This is a genomic window from Shigella sp. FC1661, from assembly GCF_001712525.1.
In the GTDB taxonomy this organism is placed as follows: domain Bacteria; phylum Pseudomonadota; class Gammaproteobacteria; order Enterobacterales; family Enterobacteriaceae; genus Escherichia; species Escherichia coli.
This window is the reverse complement of the sequence record NZ_MDGW01000117.1, coordinates 1-6,948: the sequence shown is the minus strand read 5'-3', so window position 1 is coordinate 6,948 and position 6,948 is coordinate 1. Positions and strand designations below refer to the sequence as shown.

Genomic DNA, 6,948 nt, shown 5'->3' with positions numbered 1-6,948 from the left:
GCCTGAAGGGAAAGCTGCACGTTATCAGCAAGCGTTACACTCAGCGCATTGAGCGACATAATCTGAATCTGAGACAACATCTGGCAAGGCTGGGACGGAAGTCACTGTCGTTCTCAAAATCGGTGGAGCTGCATGACAAGGTCATCGGGCATTATCTGAACATAAAACACTATCAGTAAGTTGGCAGCATTACCAGCGCCGAGAAAACGCTGAATCCGCGTGGCGTGGTGGGCCTGTTCCCGGCAAACCGTGTGGGCGATGACATTGAAATCTACCGTGACGAAACGCGCACCCATGTGATCAATGTCAGCCACCATCTGCGTCAACAGACCGAAAAAACGGGATTCGCTAACTACTGTCTCGCTGACTTCGTTGCGCCGAAGCTTTCTGGTAAAGCAGATTACATCGGCGCATTTGCCGTGACTGGCGGGCTGGAAGAGGACGCACTGGCTGATGCCTTTGAAGCGCAGCACGATGATTACAACAAAATCATGGTGAAAGCGCTTGCCGACCGTTTAGCCGAAGCCTTTGCGGAGTATCTCCATGAGCGTGTGCGTAAAGTCTACTGGGGCTATGCGCCGAACGAGAACCTCAGCAACGAAGAACTGATCCGCGAAAACTACCAGGGCATCCGTCCGGCACGGGCTACCCGGCCTGCCCGGAACATACGGAAAAAGCCACCATCTGGGAGCTGCTGGAAGTGGAAAAACATACCGGCATGAAACTCACAGAATCTTTCGCCATGTGGCCCGGTGCATCGGTTTCGGGTTGGTATTTCAGCCACCCGGACAGCAAGTACTACGCCGTGGCGCAAATTCAGCGCGATCAGGTTGAAGACTATGCCCGCCGTAAAGGTATGAGCGTCTCAGATGTTGAGCGCTGGCTGGCACCGAATCTGGGGTATGACGCGGACTGATTCACAAATCTGTCACTTTTCCTTACAACAAACAGGGCGCTCAATGAGTGCCCTGTCTCTTTATTAATATGAAACACTTATACTGGAATCAGGCTGGAATAATCTTAGCCGGAAAAACGAATGTCAAAAGGCACAGTAAAGATGCCAGTCAGCGTGTTTCCGGTCCTTTGGTCATTCAATTGCTTCAGGAACATATAACGATAAGGAGAACCTGAACTCGTGTTAACGCTGCTTCACCTGCTTTCTGCCGTCGCCCTGCTGGTCTGGGGGACTCATATTGTTCGAACCGGCGTAATGCGCGTCTTCGGCGCGCGTTTGCGTACTGTCCTTAGCCGGAGCGTCGAAAAAAAGCCGCTCGCCTTTTGCGCGGGGATCGGCGTTACCGCACTGGTACAGAGCAGTAATGCCACCACCATGCTGGTGACCTCGTTCGTCGCTCAGGATCTGGTAGCCCTCGCACCGGCTCTGGTCATTGTGCTGGGGGCAGATGTCGGGACGGCGCTAATGGCGCGTATTCTCACCTTCGACTTATCCTGGCTGTCACCGTTACTTATTTTTATCGGCGTGATTTTTTTCCTCGGACGCAAACAGTCACGCGCCGGGCAACTGGGCCGCGTCGGTATTGGTCTTGGGCTGATTTTGCTGGCGCTGGAGTTGATTGTGCAGGCCGTAACGCCGATCACCCAGGCAAACGGCGTTCAGGTGATCTTTGCCTCGCTGACCGGCGATATTCTGCTGGATGCGCTGATTGGCGCGATGTTCGCCATTATCAGCTACTCCAGCCTTGCTGCTGTACTGCTGACCGCGACTCTGACCGCCGCAGGCATTATCTCCTTCCCCGTGGCGCTCTGTCTGGTGATTGGTGCTAACCTCGGTTCCGGCCTGCTGGCGATGCTCAACAACAGTGCCGCCAATGCCGCAGCCCGCCGTGTCGCGCTGGGTAGTCTGCTGTTTAAGCTGGTGGGTAGCCTGATTATCCTGCCGTTTGTCCATTTGCTGGCAGAGACAATGGGGAAGCTGTCATTGCCAAAAGCGGAACTGGTGATCTATTTCCACGTCTTCTACAACCTTGTACGTTGCCTGGTCATGCTGCCATTTGTTGACCCGATGGCACGGTTTTGCAAAACGATTATTCGCGATGAACCGGAACTGGATACCCAGCTACGGCCTAAACATCTGGATGTCAGCGCGCTGGATACGCCCACGCTTGCTCTGGCGAACGCCGCGCGCGAAACCCTGCGCATTGGCGACGCCATGGAACAGATGATGGAAGGGTTGAATAAAGTGATGCACGGTGAGCCACGGCAGGAGAAAGAGCTGCGTAAGCTGGCAGATGATATCAACGTTCTCTACACCGCCATTAAGCTGTATCTGGCGCGGATGCCAAAAGAAGAGCTGGCGGAGGAAGAGTCGCGCCGCTGGGCGGAGATTATTGAAATGTCGCTCAACCTTGAACAGGCCTCCGATATCGTCGAGCGCATGGGCAGCGAAATTGCTGACAAATCACTGGCAGCACGGCGGGCATTTTCGCTTGATGGGTTGAAGGAACTGGATGCGCTCTATGAGCAATTGCTCAGTAATTTAAAGCTGGCAATGTCGGTGTTCTTCTCTGGCGATGTCACCAGCGCTCGTCGTTTGCGCCGTAGTAAGCATCGCTTTCGCATTCTTAATCGCAGCTATTCCCACGCCCACGTCGATCGCCTGCATCAGCAAAACGTGCAGAGCATTGAAACCAGTTCGCTACATTTAGGCTTACTGGGAGATATGCAGCGCCTGAACTCGCTGTTTTGTTCGGTGGCTTACAGTGTGCTGGAACAGTCGGATGAAGATGAAGGATGGGACGAGTATTAATATTGTGAATCCTGTAGGCCTGATAAGACGCGTCAAGCGTCGCATCAGGCACTATGAACAAGATGCCGGATCATGCATCCGGCAATTCACTTAAAAACGGTGACCAGCTTCCAGCGGAACCGCTTCTTCACCGGCCTTAAACACATAGGTGGTGTTCGGGCCACCCAGCGTAGCGTGACCTTTACTCACTGTGATCCAGTTACCTTCCGGTAGACCAATAATCGTCAGTTCTGGCGCGACGACCAGCAGTTCGCGAATACGCTGCTCACGGGTTTCACCTTTATGGCCTTCCGGCAGCGCGTTGGTGAAGTGCGGGTTGATTTGCAACGGGAACAGATTTAGCGCATCGAAACCTTGCGGATCGACAATCGGCATATCGTTGGTGGTACGAATGGTTGGGCAAGCAAGGTTAGCGCCTGCGCTCCAGCCAATATACAGCGCACCACGTTTAACCACGTCAGTAATTGGTGCCAGCAGCCCGCGCTCGCGGCACTGTTTCAGCAACTGGAAAGTATTCCCGCCGCCGACAATCACGATCTCAGCATTTTCAATCGCGGCAACGGGATCGACAACGCTATGAATACCGGTGACAGAAACACCCAGCGGAGCGAGAACCGCAGCCGTTTTCGCTGTGTAATCATCCCAGGTCTGCGTTACGCCAGCGAAAGGGATAAACACCGCTGAGCGGCGACCCTGCAACTGTTCAGCAATTAGCGGCAGTGCATGTTCCAGCCAGGCTTTACCCGGCAGCGTCGAGTTACTCAATAAAAGCAGTTCCATTACTTCTCCGGTTAGTAAGAAATCACGGAAGGCATGCTACCACTGCGAATTTAACCACTTACTGACATGGCTCACGATGTCCCGTATTGCACCGGGAGCTGAGACTGATGACAAACACAGCATTGCCTGATGCGCTACGCTTACCAGACCTACCAGATAACTGCAATATATTGAATTTTCGAGATTATGTAGGCCGAATAAAGCTTTATTCCGCATCCGGCATAAACAATGTGTACTTTGCCACCAATTTGAGCGCCCCTTAAGGCGCTGATGTTTTTTTATCCTTCTCGTGCACATTGGGCCGCTTCAGCAATCAGCCGCACATCAGGTCGCGAAGTTGCCGCGGCGACCAGCCAGCGACATGCAGAGTTAAGTAGCGCGATTAATCATGGGAAATTGCCTCTGCATGAGTGAGCAGATATTGCTCCGCCTCACCGGACCAGATCCCCTGATGACGCGCCAGAATCGCCGCCAGTGCTTGATCCTGAATCTGCGTGAGTGACGTCAGCGGCAGGTATTTCCCGGTATACACCAGCTTTTTGCCGCCGCCGACGGCAGGCAATTCAAGCGTGGTTTCGCCCGCGGCATTCAGCCCAAGAATATGTGTTACCACTTTTGCGGCCTGCACTTTTTTCTCTTCAATCAGTTTGACCGCCGCGCGCATGTCGTCGGTATTGCCGCCTGACGTGCCCACGTAGTGGGTAAATGCATAATGCACATCGTAGAAATTAATTGGCGCGCTGAAATGTTTATCCTGCGGTCCGGCGAAGAAATTCAGGCAACCATCTGTCGCCAGCAAGGAAGAGGCGAGAGTCACCAGTCCTTCATTAGGCACAAAGACGAAAATATCATCGAAGCCGTGACCGCCACTCAGCGCCATTAGCGTATCAAATGCTGCATCGGCGGCATTGAGATAATGAATCAGTGTTTGCGGTTCTGATGGATAGTGCTTGCGCGCATAACTCAATTTATCGTTGTCGGTATCGGTAATGACGAGCTGCGACGGGTTAACGGGTCCATGTAGCGCATAATCAATCGCCAACAGTCCCATTGGTCCGGTGCCGCCGAGGATCAGCATGCGCCCTTGCGGGCGAATCCCCATCGTGTGGTTATAACTACCTTCCTGAAGATGATAGTTGGCGTTGAACGCGCCAATCACGCAGGAAAGCGGTTCAACCAGTGAGCCTTCAAAATAGGTTTCGCCGTCGTATGCCAGCAGGCAATCTTGTTCCATGACCTCGTTGGGAATAACCACATGCGTGGCTTCGCCGCCCACCCACGGGAAGGAGTAGCCGGGGCAGTCCGGGCGGTCGGGGAGTTGCAGGTTGGCCTGAATCACATAACGCTGACCCGGCTGGAATTTGTGCTGCCACTTTTTACCCACGGCCAGAATATCGCCGCAAAACTCGTGGCCGATGATGATGGGGGGGGGGCGCCACATCGTCGGGTACTTTTTTATGGTTTTCACCCAGATTGGCCTCTTTCCAGGAAGAGAGGCACAGGCTGTCAGTGACCACCGTCGCGAGGATTTCATCCTCCTGCATTTCAGGAAGGTCAAAGGTTTCCAGGCGTAAATCACGTTTACCATAAAGACGCAGAGCTGTTGTTTTCATAAACCACCTCATGTTGAGCGATGGCCCCGGCAGTCGTGCCGGGGCGAAGAATCTGGACAGGAAGCCCAGCGCATTACCGATAATCCCTAAGCCAAACAGGGCGAAAATCAGCCATACCGGGTTAATTTTTTTGTTGAGCAGACGAACCATAAGCAGCGTCAGACCGAGCGCCAGCAAACCAGGGCAAAGTTGGTCGAGAATGTTCTGCACGGTCATGGTGACGGTGGAGCCATCGGCGGCATGCGTTTGTGAAACCACCAACGGTACGTTGATTGACGTCCATTTGGTGACCAGCACGCCCATCACAAACAGCCCGAGAATCGACGCGCCTTCGGTGAGTTTTTGCAGCACATTCCCGCCCATATCGCTGACGATATTCACCCCTTTGCGAAAGCCGAGCTGTAGGCCATACCACTTCATCGCCAGACGCACCGCATTGAAAATAAAGAAGAACAGCAGCGGGCCGAGAATGTTGCCCGAAAGTGCCAGAGATGCGCCGAGCGCGGTGGTAATCGGGCGCAGCGTTCCCCAGACCAGTGGATCGCCAACTCCTGCCAATAGTCCCATCAGACCGACTTTGATGCCGTTAATGGTACCGTCATCAATTTCCGCGCCGTTGGCCCGCGCCTCTTCCATGGCGGCAGTGACGCCGATGACCGGGCCACATACGGCTGGCGTGGTATTGAAGAACACCAGGTGTCGCCTGAGCGCCGCAACCTGATCCTCTTTTAATGGGTAAAGTCGTTTGATGGCGGGGATCATGTCGTAGCAAAAACCCAGCCCGTGAATACGTTCAAAGTTAAAGGACGCCTGTTGCAGGTTGGAGCGCAGAAACATGCTCACCAGATCGCTGCGTGTAATTTTTCTCTGTTCCATGATGGCTCCGTTAATCGTCAAGTTGGTCAAGGGCGGTGGAGGCGGTGGCCTGGAGTTGAGGTTCAGCTTTACGCCACTGTGGATTTAGCTGGATGTAGACCAGGGCCATGATCACGCCGACGCCACCGAACGCCAGCAGACTGAGATCGAGGTAGCCACCTGCGAGGAAACCGAGGAAAAAGAAAGGCATCAAATATTTCACGCCCATCATACGTAGCACCATGGCGTAACCGACCACCACGATAAAACCGCCAGCAATTTGCAGACCGCGCGTCACGAATTCCGGTATCGCGCTCAGCATATTGCTCACCATATCGGCGCTGACGAACAGTGAGACAATCAGTGCCGGAATAGCAACGCGCAGCGCCTGCACGCCAAACGCGGAGACATGCAGAATATCGAGAGTGCGAAACCGTGCTTCTTCCGCTGCTTTATCCGCCGCGTGCTGGAACACTACGGTGATGGTACGGGCAAACACAGTCAGCACCTGGCCTGCCGCAGCCACAGGCAACGCGATGGCGATTCCGGTGGCGATGCTTTGCTGACCAACGATAACCAGAATGGCGGAGATTATGCTGGCGAGTGCAGAATCCGGAGATTGCGCCGCGCCGACGTTCATCCAGCCGAGAGCTATCAATTCCAGCGTACCACCGAGTATTATTCCGGTTTTTAAATCACCGAGAATTAAACCAATCACCGTACAGGCAATTAACGGGCGATGAGTCTGAAATTCATCCAGCACGCTGCCCATTCCGGCAATACAGGAAAAAAGAAATATAGCAATGATTTGTAGGGTACTTATTTCCGGTGATGCTGCCAACTTACTGATTTAGTGTATGATGGTGTTTTTGAGGTGCTCCAGTGGCTTCTGTTTCTATCAGCTGTCCCTCCTGTTCAGCTACTGACGGGGTG

General features: G+C 53.7%; 5 protein-coding genes and 3 pseudogenes. 4 read left to right on the top strand and 4 right to left on the bottom strand.

Annotation, left to right across the window (positions count from 1 at the left end):
• The 3 genes and pseudogenes from BFF42_RS08550 to BFF42_RS08540 all read left to right on the top strand — a co-directional run.
• The coding region (locus BFF42_RS08550; protein ID WP_000663719.1) for an IS1 family transposase at positions 1-179 on the top strand (179 nt) is incomplete at its 5' end.
• Between the two features lie 15 nt (positions 180-194).
• Positions 195-916: pseudogene (locus BFF42_RS08545) on the top strand (vitamin B12 dependent-methionine synthase activation domain-containing protein); the annotation flags it as partial.
• 219 nt (positions 917-1,135) lie between these two features.
• Positions 1,136-2,767, top strand: a complete 1,632-nt coding sequence (locus tag BFF42_RS08540; RefSeq protein WP_000956832.1) for a Na/Pi cotransporter family protein — start codon at positions 1,136-1,138, stop codon at positions 2,765-2,767.
• Positions 2,768-2,857: 90 nt separating this feature from the next.
• Here the strand turns inward: BFF42_RS08540 and pepE are convergent, their stop codons facing one another.
• From pepE to BFF42_RS08520, 4 genes and pseudogenes are all read right to left on the bottom strand, one after another.
• Entirely contained in the window at positions 2,858-3,547 is a 690-nt protein-coding gene (pepE, locus tag BFF42_RS08535; protein ID WP_000421763.1) for a dipeptidase PepE, read from the bottom strand.
• Positions 3,548-3,929: 382 nt separating this feature from the next.
• Positions 3,930-5,160 (bottom strand): annotated as a pseudogene (gene sorE / locus BFF42_RS08530) (L-sorbose 1-phosphate reductase).
• A 54-nt stretch (positions 5,161-5,214) separates the two neighbouring features.
• Positions 5,215-6,036: pseudogene (locus BFF42_RS08525) on the bottom strand (PTS system mannose/fructose/sorbose family transporter subunit IID); the annotation flags it as partial.
• A gap of 10 nt (positions 6,037-6,046) precedes the next feature.
• Positions 6,047-6,856 carry a PTS mannose/fructose/sorbose transporter subunit IIC gene (locus BFF42_RS08520; RefSeq protein ID WP_012421685.1) on the bottom strand — a complete coding sequence of 270 codons (810 nt, stop codon included), beginning with the start codon at positions 6,854-6,856 and terminating at the stop codon, positions 6,047-6,049.
• A 41-nt stretch (positions 6,857-6,897) separates the two neighbouring features.
• On the opposite strand from BFF42_RS08520, the gene BFF42_RS28255 reads away from it, so the two are divergent.
• Positions 6,898-6,948 (top strand): IS1 family transposase (locus BFF42_RS28255; RefSeq protein ID WP_165888145.1); only part of this gene is annotated, 51 nt, incomplete at its 3' end.

Bases quoted from the DNA above. Each gene is read 5' to 3' on its own strand.
- pepE (WP_000421763.1), bottom strand. From the start codon at position 3,547: ATGGAACTGCTTTTATTGAGTAACTCGACGCTGCCGGGTAAAGCCTGG.